General features: G+C 60.0%; 18 protein-coding genes. 4 read left to right on the top strand and 14 right to left on the bottom strand.

Features of this window, described 5'->3' with window-relative positions; genetic code table 11:
- The first annotated feature begins 131 nt into the window (after positions 1-131).
- Positions 132-1,226: a PLP-dependent cysteine synthase family protein gene (locus tag ACM530_RS03090; protein WP_242194240.1), complete on the top strand. Its 1,095-nt coding sequence runs from the start codon at positions 132-134 to the stop codon at positions 1,224-1,226.
- A 136-nt stretch (positions 1,227-1,362) separates the two neighbouring features.
- Here ACM530_RS03090 and ACM530_RS03085 read toward each other — a convergent pair whose 3' ends face one another.
- From ACM530_RS03085 to ACM530_RS03075, 3 genes are all read right to left on the bottom strand, one after another.
- On the bottom strand, positions 1,363-2,976 hold the full coding sequence (locus ACM530_RS03085) for an NAD(P)/FAD-dependent oxidoreductase (protein ID WP_179606714.1): 1,614 nt from the start codon (positions 2,974-2,976) through the stop codon (positions 1,363-1,365).
- A 106-nt stretch (positions 2,977-3,082) separates the two neighbouring features.
- Positions 3,083-3,754: a COG3650 family protein gene (locus ACM530_RS03080; RefSeq protein WP_106577112.1), complete on the bottom strand. Its 672-nt coding sequence runs from the start codon at positions 3,752-3,754 to the stop codon at positions 3,083-3,085.
- Between the two features lie 97 nt (positions 3,755-3,851).
- Positions 3,852-4,451, bottom strand: a complete 600-nt coding sequence (locus ACM530_RS03075) for a short chain dehydrogenase (RefSeq protein ID WP_242194236.1) — start codon at positions 4,449-4,451, stop codon at positions 3,852-3,854.
- Positions 4,452-4,554: 103 nt separating this feature from the next.
- Here ACM530_RS03075 and ACM530_RS03070 point away from each other — a divergent pair, with 103 nt between their 5' ends.
- Positions 4,555-5,469, top strand: a complete 915-nt coding sequence (locus tag ACM530_RS03070) for a LysR family transcriptional regulator (protein ID WP_242194233.1) — start codon at positions 4,555-4,557, stop codon at positions 5,467-5,469.
- Here the strand turns inward: ACM530_RS03070 and ACM530_RS03065 are convergent.
- The 9 genes from ACM530_RS03065 to ACM530_RS03025 all read right to left on the bottom strand — a co-directional run bounded on the left by ACM530_RS03065 (position 5,460) and on the right by ACM530_RS03025 (position 13,173).
- Positions 5,460-5,945: a DoxX family protein gene (locus tag ACM530_RS03065; RefSeq protein ID WP_145161998.1), complete on the bottom strand. Its 486-nt coding sequence runs from the start codon at positions 5,943-5,945 to the stop codon at positions 5,460-5,462. The two genes, ACM530_RS03070 and ACM530_RS03065, sit on opposite strands and share 10 nt — an antisense overlap.
- Complete coding sequence (locus ACM530_RS03060) at positions 5,942-6,718, bottom strand: DNA-binding domain-containing protein (RefSeq protein ID WP_242194230.1); 777 nt, start codon at positions 6,716-6,718, stop codon at positions 5,942-5,944. Before ACM530_RS03060 ends, ACM530_RS03065 begins: the two co-directional genes overlap by 4 nt.
- On the bottom strand, positions 6,715-7,593 hold the full coding sequence (locus ACM530_RS03055; protein WP_242194227.1) for a DUF692 domain-containing protein: 879 nt from the start codon (positions 7,591-7,593) through the stop codon (positions 6,715-6,717). The genes ACM530_RS03060 and ACM530_RS03055 overlap by 4 nt, the downstream gene beginning before the upstream one ends.
- 23 nt (positions 7,594-7,616) lie before the next feature.
- Positions 7,617-7,916 (bottom strand): DUF2282 domain-containing protein, encoded by a 300-nt coding sequence (locus ACM530_RS03050; protein ID WP_145162006.1) that lies wholly within the window; start codon positions 7,914-7,916, stop codon positions 7,617-7,619.
- 260 nt (positions 7,917-8,176) lie between these two features.
- On the bottom strand, positions 8,177-8,878 hold the full coding sequence (locus tag ACM530_RS03045) for an ABC transporter ATP-binding protein (RefSeq protein ID WP_010212366.1): 702 nt from the start codon (positions 8,876-8,878) through the stop codon (positions 8,177-8,179).
- Between the two features lies 1 nt (position 8,879).
- Positions 8,880-9,647, bottom strand: a complete 768-nt coding sequence (gene livG, locus ACM530_RS03040; protein ID WP_016975067.1) for a high-affinity branched-chain amino acid ABC transporter ATP-binding protein LivG — start codon at positions 9,645-9,647, stop codon at positions 8,880-8,882.
- A complete protein-coding gene (locus ACM530_RS03035; RefSeq protein WP_064451210.1) occupies positions 9,644-10,897 on the bottom strand; it encodes a high-affinity branched-chain amino acid ABC transporter permease LivM in 1,254 nt (417 codons plus the stop codon). Before ACM530_RS03035 ends, livG begins: the two co-directional genes overlap by 4 nt.
- The gene (gene livH / locus ACM530_RS03030; RefSeq protein ID WP_106577104.1) at positions 10,894-11,817 is read right to left on the bottom strand and encodes a high-affinity branched-chain amino acid ABC transporter permease LivH; all 924 of its coding nucleotides are present in this window, start codon (positions 11,815-11,817) and stop codon (positions 10,894-10,896) included. The genes ACM530_RS03035 and livH overlap by 4 nt, the downstream gene beginning before the upstream one ends.
- A 228-nt stretch (positions 11,818-12,045) precedes the next feature.
- Positions 12,046-13,173: a branched-chain amino acid ABC transporter substrate-binding protein gene (locus ACM530_RS03025; RefSeq protein ID WP_145162009.1), complete on the bottom strand. Its 1,128-nt coding sequence runs from the start codon at positions 13,171-13,173 to the stop codon at positions 12,046-12,048.
- A 341-nt stretch (positions 13,174-13,514) separates the two neighbouring features.
- On the opposite strand from ACM530_RS03025, the gene ACM530_RS03020 reads away from it, so the two are divergent.
- Entirely contained in the window at positions 13,515-13,817 is a 303-nt protein-coding gene (locus ACM530_RS03020; protein ID WP_017530446.1) for a DUF2288 domain-containing protein, read from the top strand.
- Positions 13,818-14,252: 435 nt separating this feature from the next.
- Here ACM530_RS03020 and ACM530_RS03015 read toward each other — a convergent pair whose 3' ends face one another.
- Both ACM530_RS03015 and ACM530_RS03010 read right to left on the bottom strand, forming a co-directional pair.
- The gene (locus tag ACM530_RS03015) at positions 14,253-16,517 is read right to left on the bottom strand and encodes a putative bifunctional diguanylate cyclase/phosphodiesterase (RefSeq protein WP_145162014.1); all 2,265 of its coding nucleotides are present in this window, start codon (positions 16,515-16,517) and stop codon (positions 14,253-14,255) included.
- A gap of 139 nt (positions 16,518-16,656) precedes the next feature.
- Positions 16,657-17,022 carry a YkgJ family cysteine cluster protein gene (locus tag ACM530_RS03010; protein ID WP_145162017.1) on the bottom strand — a complete coding sequence of 122 codons (366 nt, stop codon included), beginning with the start codon at positions 17,020-17,022 and terminating at the stop codon, positions 16,657-16,659.
- 251 nt (positions 17,023-17,273) lie between these two features.
- Between ACM530_RS03010 and ACM530_RS03005 the strand changes: the two genes are divergently transcribed.
- Positions 17,274-18,620: a spinster family MFS transporter gene (locus ACM530_RS03005; RefSeq protein WP_145162019.1), complete on the top strand. Its 1,347-nt coding sequence runs from the start codon at positions 17,274-17,276 to the stop codon at positions 18,618-18,620.
- Positions 18,621-18,656: the final 36 nt, after the last annotated feature.

Below are 18,656 nucleotides of genomic sequence, written 5' to 3'. Positions count from 1 at the left end.
TATAAGTAGCGGGCAGGGTCGGCGTTGCGCCAGAGCCTAGCAATTGTGTGTCTATTTGAGTCGCCACTGTATCTGTGTGCAGTGTAGGAAACTCCCTAAAATTGGCGCTGAAATCTTTAGAGACGCACCTTATGAGCGACCACCGTACCTGGGCCCGCGAAGCCATTCGCATCATTGAAGCGGACTTCCAGCGCAGCGCCGACACGCACCTGATCCCTTTGCCGTTGCCGGGGTTGCCGGGTATCGAGTTGTACTTCAAGGACGAGTCCAGCCACCCCACCGGCAGCTTGAAGCATCGGCTGGCCCGTTCACTGTTTCTGTACGCGCTGTGTAATGGCTGGCTCAAGCCTGGCGCGCCGGTGATTGAGGCCTCCAGTGGGTCGACGGCCATTTCGGAAGCGTATTTCGCGCGCCTGCTTGGCCTGCCGTTCATTGCGGTGATGCCGGCCACCACGTCTCAGGAGAAGATTGCCCAGATCGCCTTCTATGGCGGCAAGAGCCATCTGGTGAAGGATCCGACGCAGATCTACGCCGAGTCCGAGCGGTTGGCGCAGGAAAGTGGCGGTCACTTCATGGATCAATTCACCTATGCCGAGCGCGCGACGGACTGGCGGGCGAACAACAATATCGCCGAGTCGATCTTTCAACAGATGCGCTTTGAGCATTACCCCGAGCCGAGCTGGTTGATTTCCAGTCCTGGTACCGGCGGCACCACCGCGACCCTGGGGCGTTACGTGCGCTATCGCCAGCATTGCACCCGCGTGCTGTGTGCCGACGCCGAACGCTCGGTGTTCTTTGACTATTACCAGACGGGCGATGCCAGCTTGCGCCTGGATTGCGGTTCGCGGATCGAAGGGATCGGCCGGCCACGCGTCGAGGCGTCGTTTTTGCCCAAGGTGATTGATGCGATGGTCAAGGTGCCGGATGCGCTGTCACTGGCAGCCATGCATTACCTGGCCGAGCGTCTGGGGCGGCGGGTCGGTGGTTCCAGCGGGACTAACCTGATCGGTGCCTTGGTGGCGGCCCAGCAGATGCAAGCGGCAGGGGAGTCTGGGTCGATCGTGGCGATTTTGTGTGACGGGGGAGAGCGGTACGCCACTACTTACTACGATCAGGCGTGGCTCGCCGGGCAAGGTTATGCGTTGAGCGGGCTGATTGCGGCTGTTGCGGCCAGTGTTGAACGCGGTGAGCCGTTGCCGGAGACAATCCTGCGCGCAAACATCTGAACACCGGCAAAAACCAATGTGGGAGATGGCTTGCCTGCGATGGCAGAGTCTCAGTCGCCGAACTTATCGACTGAACCACCGCCATCGCAGGCAAGCCAGCTCCCACCTTTGATCGGGGTTGGCTGTAACAGAGTGCTTAGGCCTCGATGCCCAACATATCCCGCGCCAGCGCCTCGGCAATCCGAATTCCGTCAACGCCCGCTGACAGAATCCCACCGGCATAACCCGCACCTTCACCGGCCGGGAACAAACCTTTCACGTTCAAGCTCTGCATCGACTCGTTACGGGTAATCCGCAGCGGCGAGGACGTGCGCGTCTCGATCCCGGTCAGCACCGCATCGTGCAACGAGTAGCCTTTGATCTGCTTCTCGAACGCCGGCAACGCTTCACGAATTGCTTCGATGGCAAAGTCCGGCAAGGCCAGGGCCAAGTCACCCAGCGACACACCGGGCTTGTAGGACGGTTCCACGCTGCCGATGGCCGTGGACGGCTTGCCCGCGATGAAATCCCCCACCAGTTGCGCCGGGGCCTCGTAGTTGCTGCCGCCGAGGATGTAGGCGTGGGACTCCAGGCGCTCCTGCAACTCGATACCCGCCAGCGGGCCACCCGGGTAATCCACCTCCGGCGTGATGCCGACGACGATGCCGGAGTTGGCATTGCGTTCGTTACGCGAGTACTGGCTCATGCCGTTGGTTACCACGCGGTTCGGCTCGGACGTGGCCGCCACCACCGTGCCGCCCGGGCACATGCAGAAGCTGTAGACCGAGCGGCCGTTCTTGGCGTGGTGCACCAGCTTGTAGTCGGCCGCGCCGAGTTTCGGATGCCCGGCGTATTTGCCCAGGCGCGCCGCGTCGATCAGCGATTGCGGGTGTTCAATCCTGAAGCCCACCGAGAACGGCTTGGCCTCCATGTACACACCACGCCCGTGCAGCATTCGGAAGGTGTCGCGGGCGCTGTGGCCCAGGGCCAGGATCACGTGCTTGGAGAGCAGTTGCTCGCCACCGTCGATAACCACGCCGTTCAGCTGGCCGTCTTCGATCAGCACATCGGTAACGCGCTGTTCGAAACGCACTTCACCGCCCAGGGCGATGATCTGCTGGCGCATGTTTTCGACCACGCCGGTCAGGCGGAACGTGCCGATGTGCGGCTTGCTGACGTAGAGGATCTCTTCCGGCGCACCGGCCTTGACGAACTCGTGCAGGACCTTGCGACCGTGGAATTTCGGGTCCTTGATCTGGCTGTAGAGTTTGCCGTCGGAGAAGGTCCCGGCGCCGCCTTCACCAAACTGCACGTTGGACTCGGGGTTGAGCACGTTTTTGCGCCACAGGCCCCAGGTGTCTTTGGTGCGCTGACGCACTTCCTTGCCGCGCTCGAGGATGATCGGCTTGAAGCCCATCTGCGCGAGCAGCAGCCCGGCGAAGATCCCGCACGGACCAAACCCCACCACGATTGGCCGTTCGACCAGGCCTTCCGGCGCCTGACCCACCACCTTGTAGCTGACATCCGGCGCCGGGTTGACGTTGCGGTCATCGGCGAACTTGAGCAACAGGGCGGCTTCGCCTTTCACGTTCAGGTCGATGGTGTAGATGAAGCACAGCTCCGACGACTTTTTGCGGGCGTCATAGCTGCGTTTGAACAGGGTGAAATCGAGCAGGTCATCACTGGCGATGCCCAGGCGCTGCACGATGGCAGGCCGCAGGTCTTCTTCGGGATGGTCGATGGGCAGCTTGAGTTCGGTGATTCGTAACATGACGGGATCCGGTAGGCGGCAGACAAAAAGGCCGGCTGTTTTGCAAACCGGCGATTATAAGCCCCAAAGGCGGTTTTCCGACACGTTAAAACAGCGTTGGGCCGAATCAGTCGTCGCGAGAACCGCCGAATGCCGCGCAACCACGCTGCACTTGGCCGTTGACGCGCAATTCGGCGGTCATGTGTTGCAGGCTGCCGCTGACGCTGTCGATGCAACGCTGCGGCGCGACCCAGAGTTCGATGTGCTGGTTATTGGCTTCGGTCATCAGGTTGAAACGGCCGTCGCCCAGTTGCTCTTCCACAAAAGGCACCGCCAAGGGTGGCTGACCTTCGCGCTCCAGCACCATGCCCTTGGCGGTCACATTCATCGCCCAGGCGGGTTTATGACCATTGGCGCGCAGCACCATGCGCTTGAAGTCCGGGTCGTTGCAGGCCGAGGTCGAACGCTCCATGCGATAAAGCTGTTGCAGCTCTACCGACCCCTGGGTGCCAGTGGCAACCCCGGAGAACTTGCCGCGCAAGTCGGCAAACAATGCGCCCTGTTGGCCAGCCAGTGAGGCGGCTTCCTGCAGGATGCTGGTGCCGCCGGCGTCGTTGACCACGTAGTTGCGTTTGTCACCGCAAGGCTGGAACAACAGCTTGCCGTCAACGGCCGTCAATTCACCCTGCATGCGGGTCAACCCGGCGGTAGACGGCTTTGCCGGCTCGCTCTCGAACATCTGGCAAGCGGTGAACAGAGGCAGCAGGGCAAACAGAACTAGGGTACGGGCGGCGCGCATTTATCGGGTCTCCAAACAAGTGCCGCCACGTTACGCAGGCTGAGGCCGCACCACAACCCCAGCGCCCTGCTTCAGGCAAATCTGACAGACGCCGGATTCAGCCGACGATAAACGTCTGGCCGGTCTGCAAGCCTTCTACGCTTTTGGCGTAGGCCAGTGCCACGTCGGCACCCGGAGCCGGTTTGTAACCGCGGAAATACGGGGCATAGCTGCCCATGGCTTCCAGCAGGACCGTCGGGCTCACGGCGTTGACGCGCAGGCCGCGTGGCAATTCGATCGCCGCGGCTTTGACGAAGGCGTCAATTGCGCCATTGACCAATGCGGCCGAGGCGCCGGTACGGATCGGGTCACGGTTGAGGATGCCGCTGGTGAAAGTGAACGAGGCGCCGTCGTTGGCATATTCGCGGCCGATCAGCAGCAGGTTGACCTGGCCCATCAGCTTGTCGCGCAGGCCCAGTTCAAAATCGCTTTCGCTCATTTCACCCAGCGCCACGAAATTCACGCTACCGGCCGCGCAGATCAGGGCATCGAACTTGCCGGTCTGCTCAAACAGCTTGCGGATCGACGCGCTGTCACTGATATCCACTTGGAAATCGCCGCGTGTGCGACCGATGCTGATCACTTCGTGACGCTGAACCAGTTCTGCCTTGACTGCCGAGCCGACCGTGCCGCTGGCGCCAATCAATAGAATTTTCATCGTGCTGTTCCTCCACGGGTAAGTGAAGGTTCAGTCTAGTGTGGCTTTTCAGGTGGATAAACGTGCTAATAGGCAACCTTTGGTTTTCAAATGGAAACAATCCATGAGCGAGATGGATGACCTGGCGGCCTTTGCCGTTCTGATCGAAGCCGGCAGTTTCACCCTGGCGGCCGAGCAACTGGGGTGCAGCAAGGGCCAGTTGTCCAAGCGTATCAGCCAGTTGGAGGCGCAGTTTTGCGTGGTGTTGCTGCACCGCACCACCCGCAAGCTCAGCCTGACCGCAGCCGGTGCAGCGCTGTTGCCCCAGGCTCAGGCGCTGGTGGTCCAAGTGGAACGCGCCCGTCAGGCATTGGCGCGGCTCAAGGACGATTTGGCCGGGCCAGTGCGTATGACGGTTCCGGTGTCGTTGGGAGAAACCTTCTTCGATGGCTTGCTGCTGGAGTTCTCCAAGCAGTACCCCCAAGTGCAGATCGAACTGGAATTGAACAATAACTACCGAGACCTGGCGCGGGATGGGTTTGACTTGGGCGTGCGTTCCGGCGCCACCGAACATGAGCGCCTGGTGGCCAAACCGCTGCTGGCCTGGCATGAAATGACCTGCGCCAGCCCGGCCTACCTGGAGCAACACGGCGAGCCGCTGACCCCGGCAGACCTGGCGACGCACACCTGCCTGCTCAACAGCCACTACAGCGGGCGTGAAGAATGGCTGTATCACCAGCAGCACGAACTGCTGCGAGTACGGGTCAGTGGCACCTTTGCCTCCAACCATTACAACCTGTTGAAGAAGGCCGCACTGGTTGGCGCCGGGATCGCCCGCCTGCCGTCCTACGTGTTACCCGCGGAACTGGCTGACGGGAGATTGCGCTGGCTCCTGCGCGATTATCAGACGCGGAGCATGCCGATGTACCTGGTTCACCCTTATCAGGGTGGTTTGCCGCGTCGCACCCAGGTGCTGGCTGATTACCTGGTGGATTGGTTTAAGCGCGGCGGCGAGGCCCTGGACCGTCTTCAGCGGTAGCGGCGTGCAATCAAATGGTCGATGGACAGGCAGCCCGGGCCCTTGGCGACCAACAGCAGCAGCACGGTGATCCAGGTGCCGTGGGTCGGGTAGGCGTCCGGATAAACGAAGAGTTGAATGGTCAAGGTCATGCCGATCAGGGCCAGGGCCGAGAACCGCGTGGCAAAGCCCACCAGGATCAGCACCGGGAAGAAATGCTCGGCAAACGCCGCCATGTGCGCGGCGACTTCCGGTGACAGCAAGGGCACGTGGTATTCACTGCGAAACAGCGGCAGTGTGGACGCCGCAAGACGCGGCTCGCCGAATTGGAACGTGCCGCTGATCAAGTCGATGGCAAAGCCCTCGACCTTGGTCTGCCCTGATTTCCAGAACACCGCGGCAATGGAAAATCGTGCGAGAAAGGCGATCAGGCTGTAGGGGATTTTCTCGAACAGTGCGATGACCCGATTGACCAGACTCGAAGGGAATGTGTTCATGGCAAGACCTTTTGTTCCAGGTGCAAATGAGTGATGGCGTCGTGGCTGATCAACAGGGCCAGGCATTGGTTCAGGTCGAACTGCGCCGACGCTTCAAGCGCGTGCTGCACCGCCGTCTCCAGTGCCGCGCCGTGATTCAGGCTGTCGATGAACGCGACCGAGCCGCTGTCGATGGCGAATACCTTGACCGCCAAGCCTTGGCGTAACACCAGCGCGCTTTGGGCGTGCCAGGGATTCAGAGTGGCCAGGCCACCTTCGGTCTGGTGCGCAGCCCAAACGGCCACCACCGCATAAGCGCTATTCAGGGTGGCCAGGGATGGATGCAGGTGCAGGCGCAGGTTGCCCAGGACTGTCTGGCCTTGCAGCGTTTGGAGAATGGCTTGCTGGTCCAGCGGCTGGGTATCTGCCGCGTGGTAGGCGCAAACCCGCAAGCGCTCGAGCCTTGTGACGTCAGCCAGGTAGGGCACGCTGGCCGCCGGCTCAAAGGCCTGAATAAACCCTGCGAACGCGCTGCCGTACTCGCTCATCAGCGGGCTGGTGGGCGGGCATGCCTGTACAAACAGGCCGGCCATGGCGCGAAAAAACTCATCGCCGACCAACTGCAAGGTCACCGGGTAAGCGGTCGCCAACGCGTTGATCAACGCGCTGTGGACATTGTTGCGATACACCGCAAAACGGCTGGCCGGGTCGGCGCCATTGCGGCTGAACAAGCCGTCGGGGCACGCCAGGTCGGGATCGATCAAGGCGTCGGCAAACGCAGCGTGATGGCTCATACGTTCACCTGCGACAGATGCCAGTCGGCGTGTTGAGCTTCGGCATGCAGCACACTGAACGCAGGCACCTGGTTATCCCGCTCGATCAGCGTGGCCATTGGGCCCGTGCGCGTGAGTACCTGTTCGTATAACTGCCATACCGCGTTATCGATGGGCGCGCCATGGTCGTCGATCAACAGGCGATCGCCCAGGCTGTCAGTGTCTTCGGCAAAACCCGCCAGATGTATCTCCCCAACGGCGTGTAATGGCAGCGCGTCGATGTAGGAAAGCGGCTCGCGCTGGTGATTGATGCACGACACATAAACGTTGTTGACGTCCAGCAGCAGGCCGCAGCCCGTGCGGCGGATAACCTCGCTGATGAAGTCCGTTTCGTCCAGGGTGGAGCGCTCGAATTGCAGATAGGTCGATGGATTTTCCAGCAGCATCGGCCGCTTGAGCGTGCTTTGCACCTGATCGATGTGCTCGCACACCCGGTTCAGTGTGGCGGCGTCGTAGGCCAGGGGCAGCAAGTCATTGAGAAACACCGGGCCGTGGCTCGACCAGGCCAGGTGTTCGGAAAACGAGTGGGGTTGATAGCGTTCGATCAGCAAGGCCAACCGTGCCAGGTGCTCACGGTTGAGCGGGCCTTCGCCGCCGATGGACAGGCCCACGCCGTGCAGTGACAGCGGGTACTGCTCGCGGATCAACCCCAGGTAATGATGGAACGGCCCGCCGGCCACCATGTAGTTTTCGGCGTGCACTTCAAAAAAACCGATATCGGGCGAGGTATCGAGCACTTCAATAAAGTGCTCGTTCTTCAGCCCCAGCCCGGCCCGATAGGGGAGGCCGGGCACCTGAGCCGGTGAGACCGTGTGTTGGGGTAAAAGCGTCATCATCAGTACTCAGGCTGCGGGCTGTTTCAGGACTTGGCGGTGAAGGCGGCTGCCTGGCCGAAACCGGTCGGCGAGGTGGAGCTTGGGGTTTTAGCGCAAGTGCCGGCCGGGACCAGTTTCCAGGCATTGGCCTGGTCTTTGACTTTCGAGGTGCCGGCGCAGGAAGTGCCGGCGCCCGCAGCGCAATCGTTCTTGCCGGCTTCAGCGACGCCGAAGCATTTGTCCATCTTGGCGTCGTCGGCGTGGGCCATGTTGGACATTGCGGACAGGCTCAGAGCAGAGCCGAGGGCCAGGATCAGGGTAGCGGCGGACAGTTTAGTGGTCATGGTGTAACTCCTGCGGTGGGTTGAGGTAGCGAGCTTGATTGCCTGCTTACTCCACTAGAGGCGGCAGGGCGAATTTCGTTACAAGTCCGACGACAATAATTTCAAGAAACGCAAAATTTAAGCGTCACACAAAGCAAATGTGGGAGCGGGCTTGCTCGCGAATGCAGGGCGTCAGTCGATAGAAACTTAACTGAGACACCGCATTCGCGAGCAAGCCCGCTCCCACATTTAGATCCAGTTCATACAGCAACCGGATGGTATTAGCCCCCGAGGTAAGCCTCCCGTACCTTCGGATCCGTGAGCAACTGCTCACCTGTGCCCTGCATCACCACCCGGCCGTTTTCCAGCACGTAGGCGCGGTCGGCGATTTTCAGCGCCTGGTTGGCGTTTTGCTCGACCAGGAACACCGTTACACCGTCCTTGCGCAGCTGTTCGATGATGTCGAAGATCTGCTGGATGATGATCGGGGCCAGGCCCAGGGACGGTTCGTCCAACAGCAACAGCTTGGGCTTGCTCATCAGCGCACGGCCAATGGCGAGCATTTGCTGCTCGCCGCCGGACATGGTGCCGCCGCGCTGGCTGAAGCGTTCCTTGAGCCTGGGGAACAGGTGCAACACCTTGTCCATCTGCTCCTGGTAGTCGCCCTTGTCGGTGAAGAACCCGCCCATGGCCAGGTTCTCCTCGACGGTCAGGCGCGAGAACACGCGGCGGCCTTCGGGCACCACTGCAATGCTCTTGCGCATGATCTGCGAGGACTGTTGCCCCACCAGCTCTTCACCCATGTAGCGGATGCTGCCGCTGTGGGCCTGCGGCGAACCGCACAAAGTCATCAGCAAGGTGGATTTGCCGGCGCCGTTGGCACCGATCAGCGTGACGATTTCACCTTGGCGCACTTCCACGTTGACGCTGTGCAGGGCCTGGATCTTGCCGTAAAAAGTGGAAACGTTTTCGAATTGCAGCATTTTACGCTTCCCCCAAATAGGCTTTGATCACTTCAGGATTGTCGCGGATCTGTTCCGGTGTCCCGTCGGCCAGCGGCGTGCCCTGGTTGATCACCACGATGTGGTCGGAAATGCTCATGACCAGTTTCATGTCGTGTTCGATCAACAGCACCGTGGCGTTGTTTTCCTCACGCAACACGCTGATCAGCGCCTTGAGGTCCTCGGTTTCCTTGGGGTTCAGGCCGGCAGCCGGTTCGTCGAGCATGAGGATCCGCGGGCGGGTCATCATGCAGCGGGCGATTTCCAGGCGACGTTGCTGACCGTAGGCCAGGGTGCCGGCAGGGCGGTTGGCAAACTCGGTGAGGTTGACCTTGTCCAGCCAGTACTCGGCGTATTCCATGGCCTCGCGCTCGCTCTTGCGAAACGCCGGGGTCTTGAACAGGCCAGCAAAGAAGTTGGTGTTCAGGTGACGGTGCTGGGCAATCAACAGGTTCTCGACCGCCGTCATGTCCTTGAACAGCCGCACGTTCTGGAAGGTGCGTACCACGCCCTTGCGGGCGATCTCGTGGCCGGCCAGGCCCTGGATCGGCTGGCCGTCCAGCAGGATGCTGCCACCGCTCGGTTTGTAAAAGCCGGTGAGGCAGTTGAACACCGTGGTTTTGCCGGCGCCGTTGGGGCCGATCAGCGCCACCACCTGTTTTTCTTTCACGGTCAGGGCCACGCCGTTGACCGCCAGCAAACCGCCGAAGCGCATGCTCAAGTTTTCGACTTTCAGGATCTCGCGGCTCATTTGCGCAGCTCCATGTGTGGGCGTTGCATCGGCAGCAGACCTTGGGGACGCCAAATCATCATCAGCACCATCATGGCGCCGAACATCAACATGCGGTATTCGCTGAACTCTCGCATCATCTCCGGCAGCAGGATCATTACGATGGCCGCCAGGATCACGCCCAGCTGCGAGCCCATGCCACCCAGTACGACGATGGCGAGGATGATCGCCGACTCGATAAAGGTGAACGACTCCGGGGTCACCAAGCCTTGGCGCGCCGCGAAGAAGCTGCCGGCGAAACCGGCGAATGTTGCCCCGAGGGTGAAGGCCGAAAGTTTGATGACGGTTGGGTTCATGCCTAACGCTCGGCAGGCGATCTCATCTTCGCGCAACGCTTCCCACGCCCGCCCGATCGGCATGCGCAGCAGACGGTTGATTACGAACAGTGCCGCCAGTGCCAGCAACAGGGCCACCAGGTACAGGAAAACCACTTTGCTCACCGGGTTGTAGTCGATCCCGAAGTACTCGTGGAAAGTCTGCATGCCCTCGGCGGCGGTGCGGTCGAACGACAGCCCGAAGAACGTCGGCTTGGGGATGCTGCTGATGCCGTTGGGGCCGCCGGTGATATCGGTGAGGTTACGCAGGAACAGTCGGATGATTTCACCGAAGCCCAGGGTCACGATCGCCAAATAGTCACCGCGCAGGCGCAGCACCGGGAAGCCCAGCAGGAAGCCGAACGTGGCCGCCGCCATACCCGCCAGCGGCAGGCAGATCCAGAAGCCCCAGCCCAGGTAATGCGAGAGCAACGCGTAGGTGTAGGCACCCACGGCGTAGAAGCCCACATACCCCAGGTCGAGCAGGCCGGCCAGGCCCACCACGATGTTCAGGCCCAGGCCCAGCAACACGTAGATCAGGATCAGTGTCGCGATATCCACCGCGCCGCGTGAGCCGAAGAACGGCCAGATCAACGCGGCCACGATCAGGCCGATGATGATGTAGCGCTGGGTGCGCGGCAGGGTCAGGAACTGGCTGACCTTGGGTGATACCAATGGCCCACGGTTGCCCTTGAACAACGCACCGACCTGCTGGGTGAACAGCACGCGCAGGAACATCAGCACCGAGCACAGGGCGATGATGGTCAGGGTGACGGGACCGGTGCCATGCACTTCCAGGTTGATGCCGACAATGCTCAGCTTGAGGCCGAGTACCGGAAAGGCCACGGCCCATACCAGCAAGGCGCTGAAAAACGCCGATTTAAGATATCTGCTCATACTTTCTCAACCTCCGGACGGCCCAGAATGCCGGTCGGACGGAACAACAGCACCAGAACCAACAGGCCGAACGCCACCACATCCTTGTATTGGTCGCCGAAAATATCGGCGCCAAAGGCTTCAGCCACGCCCAGCACCAGCCCGCCGAGCATGGCGCCCGGAATACTGCCGATGCCGCCCAGAACCGCCGCGGTAAAGGCCTTGAGGCCTACCAGGAAACCGGCGTTGGGGTTGATCACGCCGTACTGCATGCTCAGCAGCACCGCCGCGACGGCCGCCAGCGCAGCACCGATGACGAAGGTCAGGGCAATGATGTTGTTGGTGTTGATGCCCAGCAGGTTGGCCATCTTGATGTCTTCGGCGCAGGCCCGGCAGGCGCGCCCCAGACGGGAGCGGGAAATGAACAGCGTCAGGCCCAGCATCGCCACCAGCGTGACGACGAACACCAGGATCTGCATGTAGGAAATCAGCACTTCTTGTGCGCCACCTGGGCCGAAGGAGATGCTCCCCGGAATCAGGTTGGGAATGGACTTGTCCTTGGAGTCCTGGGACAGCAATACAGTGTTCTGCAGGAATATCGACATGCCGATGGCGGAAATCAGCGGGATCAAACGGTTGCTGCCACGCAAGGGACGATAGGCAACCCGCTCGATGCTGTAGCCGTAGGCACTGGTTACAACAATCGACGCGATAAACGCGGCGGTCATCAACAGCGGCAGGGAGTGGATACCCATCATGGCCAGCCCGGCAAGGGCGATGAAGGCCACGTAGGAACCAATCATGTACACCTCGCCATGGGCGAAGTTGATCATTCCAATGATGCCGTAAACCATTGTGTAGCCAATGGCTATCAAGGCATAGGTGCTGCCAATGGTCAGGCCATTAACCAGCTGTTGGAAAAAATGATAGATCTCAGGCATTACAGCGCTCCTAAAAACCCGATACGCATTTCACTGGTGGAGTCATGTTCCGGCCCTGCGCTGTGTTCTATGAGCACATTTGCACAAAGCGTTTGCCAGCGAACCGCTGGTGACGGTTTTAAGATTTTCAGGTGAGCCAGCGCCCGGATCGCGGGTGACAGGCCCATAAACCTCGTAAAACAAAGCCCACTGCTCTCACAGTGGGCTTGTTGACCAGTAACGCCTGGCTTACTGAGGGGAAACTTCGGTTTTTGGTTTACCGAAGTGCCATTGGTAGACCACGAACTTGAAGTCCTTCAGGTCGCCCTTGGCGTCAAAGCTCAGATCGCCAGTAGGGGTCTTGAAAGTGCCTGCGTGGATGGCAGCTGCCACCTTGGCGGTGTCTTCGCTCTTCGCGGCAGCGATACCGCCGGCGATGACTTCAACCGCAGAGTAAGCCGGGAACACGAACGGACCGGTTGGGTCCTGTTTGTTCTTGGCGAACTCTTCAACAATGGCTTTGTTGGCAGGGTCGGTGTCGAAGGATTTAGGCAGGGTTACCAGCAGGCCTTCGGAAGCGTCCTGGGCAATTTGCGAGATGGAGTCGTTGCCGACGCCTTCCGGGCCCATGAACTTGGCGTTCAGGCCTTTTTCCTTGGCTTGGCGCAGGATCAGGCCCAGCTCTGGGTGGTAGCCGCCGTAGTAGACGAAGTCGACGTTGGCTTGCTTGAGCTTCTGGATGATCGAGGAGAAGTCTTTATCGCCGGCGTTCAGGCCTTCGAAGACAGCGACTTTCACGCCTTTCTTCTCAAGGGTCTGTTTAACGGCAGTCGCGATGCCTTCACCGTATTGCTGTTTGTCGTGCAGTACGGCAACCACCTTTGGCTTCACGAAGTCGGCGATGTAGTTGCCGGCTGCCGGGCCCTGGGCGCTGTCCAGGCCGATGGTACGGAATACCAGTTTATAACCACGGGCGGTGATTTCCGGGCTGGTAGCCGCCGGAGTGATCATGATCACGCCTTCGTCTTCGTAGATGTCGGTTGCTGGCTGAGTGGAGCTGGAGCAAAGGTGACCGACTACGAACTTGACGCCGTCGTTGACCACTTTGTTGGCTACGGCAACGGCTTGTTTTGGATCGCAAGCGTCGTCGTATTCTTTGGCTTCAAGCATTTTGCCGTCGACGCCGCCCTTGGCGTTGATGTCGGCGATTGCCTGCTTGGCACCCATGAATTGCATGTCGCCGTATTGCGTCACAGGGCCGGTTTTTGGACCTGCGATACCGATCTTGATGGTGTCGGCTGCGAACGAATGGCCGGCAACCCCAGCCAGGACCATAGCGGCAAACAGTTTGGAAATCTGCTTAGTAGCCTTATTCATAGTGCTCCACTCTTACTGTTGTATTTTTTATAGTTCTAGCGGCCTTGTGAGCTGCAGAACCGGATCAGATATCTCGGATATCCCCCCGGCATTGCCCTGGCAACTGTACCGGTACAGTGTAGAGCGCCGGTTGATCGCTTGAAAAGCTGGCTGCTGGGGGCAAACGCCGGGGGTGTCGCTTTAATGAAAGAAAAAGACAGAATTGCGGCGGGGTGATGCCAGAGTTTCAGGCAATCCTTGGCTTTCCTGACACTTTCGTTCGGTGCCTCATTTGCAACTGGGTTTTTCTGCCTGACGCCTGACGCTATGATTGCGCCGATTTTTTATTCAGGTGAATTCCCATGACGCAAGAACCTAGCACCCTCTATGCCAAGCTGCTCGGTGAAACCGCCGAAATTTCCTGGAAGGAGCTCGAGCCGTTCTTTGCCAAGGGTGCCCTATTGTGGGTCGACGCCGGCCTGGATTTGATCGAAGCCGCCGAGGGGATGGCCGAGGATAACCGTGACAAAGTCGCTGCATGGCTGGCTGCAGGGAGCCTTGGCGAGGTGTCTGCGACGCGGGCATTGGACCTGGTCGAGAGGGATCCAAGCCTGTGGGCGGTGGTGGTTTCGCCGTGGATTCTGATCCAGGAAAGGGCGGCGTAAGAAACGGATGCGCTAAAAAGGTGCACTGCTCGGTCCCCTGCAAGTGTGTAGCGGAGTAACCGCCGGCGCCGTGATGGCACCTTGCCGTAGAGAAAGGTCACAGGTGAGGGTGACGTGCGCGTCACGGGAACAGTTGTGCGCGGGGCCGAAGGCTCAAGGAATTGTTTCTGGGTGTGGCAGGGATCAGGATTTTGCTTGTCTGGCAGACCGCTATTGCGGGCAAGCCAGCTCCCATATTTGACATGCATTCCAAGTGGGGGAGCAGGCTTGCCTGCGATGGCCGCGACTCGGTCTATGCAGTCTTGCCAGTATGGTGATTCAACGAAATAACCTTGGTCTTCCCCATCCGATGAGCAACGCCACGTGGACGTTGATGAACCGCTCGTTCGTCGGCCTTCTTCAGGCAAATGATGGCTAAATGCCAAATATTCGGCGTTAACGAATTGGCCTGACGATCGAAGGTGGGCCGATACGGCCTGTGACAAGGTCTTTTGGCGGCGTGGTGTCTTTGCTGCCTTCCACGCTGAAAGGGTAGAGCGGGTTACGCATCTGGATGCCCTGGATCACGCCAACCACATCGCTCAAAGGCACCGCTGGGCTCAGCAGGTAGCCCTGAATGAAGTCACAGCCATGGTTGAGCAGCAGTTCGAATTGCGCCTGGGTTTCCACGCCTTCGGTGACAACGTGCAGGTGCAGCGTGTGAGCCATGCCGATAATCGCCTGGACGATCTCGATATCGGCAGTCGATTTGGGAATGTCCTGGATAAAGGAACGGTCGATCTTCAGCGTGTTGAGCGGCAGGCGCTTGAGATAAGCCAGTGACGAGTAGCCAGTGCCGAAGTCATCAATCGCCAGCGACACGCCCAGTGCCCGGATTTGCCGCAACAGCGCGAGCGTGCTGCTGATGTTGCCCATCAGGGCGTTTTCGGTGACTTCCAACTCCAGGCGTCCGGCGGCGATGCCGGCGAAGCGCAGGGCGTCTTCGATTTCATCCGCCAGTTCGTCACGCGCCAGGTTGAGGGCCGAGCAGTTCACGGCCATGGTCAGCTCGGTATAGCCGCGGTCAGACAGCAGGCTCAAATCGTGGCATGCCTGGCGTAATACCCAGTGGTCCAGTTCGGCAATCAGCCCGTTGCTTTCGGCAATGGCGATAAACCGGTCCGGCGCCAGCAGCCCGTGTTGCGGGTGTTGCCAGCGCACCAGGGCTTCCAGGCGCGTAACCTTGCCGAGTTTCATGTCGAAGATAGGCTGATAAAACAGGACCAGTTGGTTGCGCGTGCGCAGGGCGGCGCGCAGCTCTTCTTCCAGTTGCAGTTCCAGAAACGCGCGGGTTTTGAGGTTGGAGCTGAAAAAGTTCAGGCTGTTGCGCCCGGTGTCTTTGGACTGGTAAAGCGCCAGGTCGGCGGTTTTCAGCAGCTCCTCACAGGTCACGCCATCATCGGGGAACAGGCTGATGCCGATGCTGGTGGTCATCACCATGCGCCGGCCGGCCAGTTCGATCGGCTCTTTCATCTTCTGCATGATGCGCTGCGCCATATGCCGCGCTTCGTCGCGATGGTGAATGCTGATCAGGATGCAGAATTCATCGCCGCCAAAGCGCGCGACCACATCGTCATGGCTGCGCACCGACCCTTTGATATGCCCGGCCAACACAGTGAGTAACTGGTCGCCGGCATCATGCCCAAGGCTGTCGTTGATGCGCTTAAAGTGGTCGATATCGAGGAAGATCACCGCCATCATGCCGTGGCTTGCAGTTTTTTCGGCGACTTTCTCCGCGAAAATCTGATTGAAACCGCGACGGTTGAGCAGGGTGGTCAGCGCATCAAAATGCGCGACCTGTTGCAGCGAGGCGCGGGCCTGGTCCAGTTCGCTGAGCAGCGCGTTGACCCGGCGCAGGTCGCGTTCCTTGTGCTGCAGTTTTTTGTCGGCCAGTGCTGCACTGACGCTGCTGCCGATCACCAACAGGGTGATCACGGCCACGGACAGGCCAAGCTGGATGGGGTTGTTGTCCAGTGGCAACGCGAGGTCCGCACCGTTGGGCACCATCATTTGCATGGCAGCCATGCCGGTGAAGTGCATGCTCAGGATGCCGGCGCCCAGCACCAGGCTGGCGGCGTATTTGAGCAATTGATGGAACACACCGGTGCCGTTGCGCAGGTAGCACGACAGCAGCAACGCGGCCAGGCTGGCGCCAATGGCGATGCCCACCGACGCCAAAAACAGCCCCGAGTCGAAGTACACCTGGGCCTGGGAGCGCATGGCCGACATGCCGACGTAGTGCATCAAGGCAATGCCCAGTCCCATCCATACCGATGCCAGCAGGTATTGATGAAAGCGCAAATGAGCGTGACTGAGGGTTTGCATGGCAAACAACGAGGCAATCAGGGCGATCACCAGCGAGGCGAACGTCATGAGCAGTTCGTAATGAATGGCAATAGGTGCCTGAAAGGCCAGCATGCTGATGAAGTGAGTCGACCAGATGCCGCCTGCCAGGCATCCCGCCCCCAGCCAGCGCCAGTGGCGGCGGGCAGTAGGGTCTTCCACGTGGCCGACGCGCTCGGCCATGTCCAATGTTCCGAACCCTGCTGCACAAGCGACCAGATACGCCAGCAGCACCAGAAAGGGGTTATGACTGCAATTGAGTAATAAATGCCCGTTATCTGGAAGCTCGGTAAAAAAATACATACCTCGCCATTCCATAGCATGTCCCGTCAAAGTCAGTACGTCATTGCCTACAGCAATGGCTTATGACCTCGAGTATAGAAGCCTTGCGGGATTTGCCAGGAATAATGGCACTTTGCTCTGAATGATTTTGGCATGCTCGCCATAGCGTTTGCTGCTAAGCGCTGATCGGCAGGTCGAACTCGAAAGGCGCCTCGAGGGGCGGCAAGCCAAAGGCGGCGCGTGCCGTGTCGCAATCGACGTTCTGTTCGCCCTGGCTCCACGACGCGTCGAACTCCCGACACGGGCTCGATCGCTGCTCATAGATCATGCAACGGGTGCCTTTGCCGACTTCCCCCTCAAGGCTGCAGCAACGCGCGGGTTTCTGGTCGGTGCCGATCATCGCCACGCGCGTGGGATTGATCTGCACCACCAGGTCATCGGGCACGGTGCCCCCCGATGAGGCGCACTCACCCCAGAAGAAAGACACACGAAAGTGTGAACAGCAGGCACCGCAACTCAGACACGGACTGGCTTCGGACATGGGCGTCATCGATAAGAAAAGTAGGATGTGGGTGTTACGGAAGGCTCGCCATTCTATCCTTGGCGTTGCCGTTGGGAAGGGGGGCGTGAACTTATATTTTTGTAGGCGAAGTCCCGTGATACCGGGCGAAATCATGCCCTATCAGCTTTACGAATCATTACAGACAACCGGCACCTGCCTGACTATGTTGCAGGTACCGGGCAGGATGCATCGGGCATCGCAGCTCTCATAACAATAAAAGAGACGGACCCATGCAGAACTCGACCCAAGCGGCGAATGCCTGGCGCATTCTGTTCCTGCTGTTCCTGGCCAACCTGTTCAATTTCTTCGACCGCACCATCCCCGCGATCATCATCGAACCCATTCGTATGGAATGGCACCTGAGCGACTTTCAGCTCGGCATCATCGGCACCGCCTTTACTATCGTCTACGCCATTGCCGGTTTGCCGCTGGGGCGCATGGCCGACACCGGTTCGCGCAGCAAACTGATGGGCTGGGGCTTGTTTGCCTGGAGCGGGTTGACCGCACTCAACGGCCTGGTCGGCAGTTTCTGGACCTTCCTGCTGGTGCGCATGGGCATCGGCATTGGCGAAGCCAGCTATGCGCCGGCGGCCAACTCACTGATCGGCGACCTGTTTCCCGCCCACCGCCGCGCCCGCGCCATGGGTATTTTCATGCTCGGCCTGCCGTTGGGCCTGCTGCTGGCGTTCTTCACCATCGGCGCGATGGTCAAGGCGTTCGACAGCTGGCGCGCACCGTTCTTTATCGCCGCCGTACCGGGGCTGATCCTCGCGGTGTTCATGTTCTATATCAAGGAGCCCAAGCGCGGCGCGGCCGAAACCGTGCAGGTCTCGCAGGAGCGCGTCGATCGCCCGATCCGCCGCGTGCTGGCAGTGCCGACCTTCCTGTGGCTGGTGCTGGCCGGGCTGTGCTTCAACTTTGCCACCTATGCGTGCAACTCGTTTCTGGTGCCGATGTTGCAGCGCTATTTCCTGATGCCGTTGCAGGAGGCGGCGGTTGCCACTGGCGTAATCGTGGGCATCACCGGCCTGGTGGGCCTGACGTTGGGCGGCTGGATTGCCGACAAGATCCATCAGCGAATCGCCAATGGCCGACTGTTGTTCGCCGCCTGCAGCTTGATCATCTCCACCGTCACCACCGCGTGGGCATTGCACGCCGGACGCATCGAGATTGGTGTGTTTGTGGCGCTGTTCAGTGTGGGCTGGCTATTTGCCTACAACTTCTATACCTGCGTGTACACCGCCATTCAGGACGTGGTTGAGCCGCGTCTGCGGGCCACGGCGATGGCGCTGTTCTTCGCCGGGTTGTACCTGTTGGGCGGCGGCATGGGGCCGATTGTGGTGGGCGGACTGTCTGATCACTTTGCCCATTCGGCGATGTATGCCGATGGGGCGGCGCAGATGACTGAAGCCTATAAAGCGGTGGGGCTGCACGACGCCATGTACCTGATTCCGGTGGCGCTGTTTTTGACCCTGCTGTTTCTGTTCCAGGCGTCGCGCAGTTTTGTGCGTGATGCCAAGCGCATGAAGGATGGGTTGGGGGCGGTGGAGGTGCCGGCTGCGGCGGCTACCGCTTGAGACCGAGGTGACGCCATCGCGGGCTTGCCCGCGATG

It is taken from the genome of Pseudomonas sp. NFX183, from assembly GCF_047943075.1.
Taxonomy (GTDB): domain Bacteria; phylum Pseudomonadota; class Gammaproteobacteria; order Pseudomonadales; family Pseudomonadaceae; genus Aquipseudomonas.
This window is presented reverse-complemented; position numbering and strand designations above follow the sequence as displayed.

What these genes read in the sequence shown, in the direction of transcription:
- ACM530_RS03050 (WP_145162006.1), bottom strand. Translation starts at nt 7,916, where the DNA reads ATGACCACTAAACTGTCCGCCGCTACCCTGATCCTGGCCCTCGGCTCT.
- ACM530_RS03010 (WP_145162017.1), bottom strand. Translation starts at nt 17,022, where the DNA reads ATGTCCGAAGCCAGTCCGTGTCTGAGTTGCGGTGCCTGCTGTTCACAC.
- ACM530_RS03070 (WP_242194233.1), top strand. Translation starts at nt 4,555, where the DNA reads ATGAGCGAGATGGATGACCTGGCGGCCTTTGCCGTTCTGATCGAAGCC.
- ACM530_RS03020 (WP_017530446.1), top strand. Translation starts at nt 13,515, where the DNA reads ATGACGCAAGAACCTAGCACCCTCTATGCCAAGCTGCTCGGTGAAACC.
- ACM530_RS03065 (WP_145161998.1), bottom strand. Translation starts at nt 5,945, where the DNA reads ATGAACACATTCCCTTCGAGTCTGGTCAATCGGGTCATCGCACTGTTC.
- ACM530_RS03025 (WP_145162009.1), bottom strand. Translation starts at nt 13,173, where the DNA reads ATGAATAAGGCTACTAAGCAGATTTCCAAACTGTTTGCCGCTATGGTC.
- ACM530_RS03055 (WP_242194227.1), bottom strand. Translation starts at nt 7,593, where the DNA reads ATGATGACGCTTTTACCCCAACACACGGTCTCACCGGCTCAGGTGCCC.
- ACM530_RS03080 (WP_106577112.1), bottom strand. Translation starts at nt 3,754, where the DNA reads ATGCGCGCCGCCCGTACCCTAGTTCTGTTTGCCCTGCTGCCTCTGTTC.
- ACM530_RS03015 (WP_145162014.1), bottom strand. Translation starts at nt 16,517, where the DNA reads ATGGAATGGCGAGGTATGTATTTTTTTACCGAGCTTCCAGATAACGGG.
- ACM530_RS03035 (WP_064451210.1), bottom strand. Translation starts at nt 10,897, where the DNA reads ATGAGCAGATATCTTAAATCGGCGTTTTTCAGCGCCTTGCTGGTATGG.
- ACM530_RS03060 (WP_242194230.1), bottom strand. Translation starts at nt 6,718, where the DNA reads ATGAGCCATCACGCTGCGTTTGCCGACGCCTTGATCGATCCCGACCTG.
- ACM530_RS03090 (WP_242194240.1), top strand. Translation starts at nt 132, where the DNA reads ATGAGCGACCACCGTACCTGGGCCCGCGAAGCCATTCGCATCATTGAA.
- livG (WP_016975067.1), bottom strand. Translation starts at nt 9,647, where the DNA reads ATGAGCCGCGAGATCCTGAAAGTCGAAAACTTGAGCATGCGCTTCGGC.
- ACM530_RS03005 (WP_145162019.1), top strand. Translation starts at nt 17,274, where the DNA reads ATGCAGAACTCGACCCAAGCGGCGAATGCCTGGCGCATTCTGTTCCTG.
- ACM530_RS03075 (WP_242194236.1), bottom strand. Translation starts at nt 4,451, where the DNA reads ATGAAAATTCTATTGATTGGCGCCAGCGGCACGGTCGGCTCGGCAGTC.
- livH (WP_106577104.1), bottom strand. Translation starts at nt 11,817, where the DNA reads ATGCCTGAGATCTATCATTTTTTCCAACAGCTGGTTAATGGCCTGACC.
- ACM530_RS03085 (WP_179606714.1), bottom strand. Translation starts at nt 2,976, where the DNA reads ATGTTACGAATCACCGAACTCAAGCTGCCCATCGACCATCCCGAAGAA.
- ACM530_RS03045 (WP_010212366.1), bottom strand. Translation starts at nt 8,878, where the DNA reads ATGCTGCAATTCGAAAACGTTTCCACTTTTTACGGCAAGATCCAGGCC.